Raw genomic sequence first — 1083 nt, 5'->3', positions numbered from 1 at the left:
GCAAGATGCACGTTTGTGGTAACAACCCGAACTGTGAAGGCTATGTTGTTGAGTACGGCGAATTCAAAGTGAAAGGCTACGATGGCCCTGTTGTTGAGTGCGACAAGTGTGGCTCAGACATGGTGCTTAAGAACGGCCGCTTTGGTAAATACATGGATTGTACGAGTGAAACTTGTAAGAACACCCGTAAAATCCTGAAGAACGGTGAAGTAGCGCCACCTAAAGAAGATCCTGTGCACTTCCCAGAATTGCCATGTGAAAACTCAGATGTGTACTTTGTGCTTCGTGATGGTGCTTCTGGCCTATTTATGGCGGCAAGCAACTTCCCTAAATCGCGTGAAACAAGAGCACCTCTAGTCTCTGAACTGGCGCGTTTTGAAGAGCGTCTACCAGAGAAGTTTAAGTACCTAACAACGGCTCCTCAAGAGGATCCAGATGGTCGCCCAGCCGTGGTTCGCTTTAGCCGTAAGACGAAAGAGAACTATGTTCGTTCAGAAGACGACGGTAAACCAAGTGGTTGGACTGCACTTTACGTTGATGGTAAGTGGGAAATCACTGATAAACGTAAAAAAGCGAAAGCTTAAACTCAACTTGTAAAATAAAGGCAGCAAATACGCTGCCTTTATTTTTATATCTTCCTGTCTAAGCGGGTTTCCATCTGCTCCTTTCCCTACCGTTTTTAAGCTCTGTTTTCCCACTTTTAGCGATTTGTTTTGTCTGAATCTACAAGTATCTTTTCTGTAAACAACATTCAGTTGAACTATTCATTTTATATTCACACATTTGTTATATCTTGGTATTTCAAACATGAACTGTAGTTAACGCGTTCGTAAATTGTTTTCACAATGTAATCGCTTACTTGGCCTTGTGTGATCTGGATATCGTCTTGAGCAAGTAACCTTTGTATGCAACACAGAACGGCATATTAAAAATTGTAATTTAGATTCTGGTTGGATAATTTATTACAAAATTAGTGCAATTGTATGCATTTATTTAGCGTCAAAAAATAAGAACAATTTGAATATTTGCATACTGGAAAATGCAATAGCTTTTTTATCTACACTGCAAGGGCTCAATAGAGGC

At 40.5% G+C, this 1083-nt stretch carries 1 protein-coding gene; it reads left to right on the top strand.

What is annotated here, in order from left to right:
• A partial coding sequence (locus R7035_RS25875) for a topoisomerase DNA-binding C4 zinc finger domain-containing protein (protein ID WP_318146401.1) occupies positions 1-584 on the top strand: 584 nt, incomplete at its 5' end.
• Positions 585-1083 lie beyond the last annotated feature (499 nt).

The sequence above is a fragment of the Vibrio sp. 1731 genome (genome assembly GCF_033339955.1).
Classification (GTDB): Bacteria; Pseudomonadota; Gammaproteobacteria; order Enterobacterales; family Vibrionaceae; genus Vibrio; species Vibrio alginolyticus.
The sequence above is the reverse complement of the archived record's forward strand: the minus strand, read 5'-3'. Positions and strand labels throughout refer to the sequence as shown.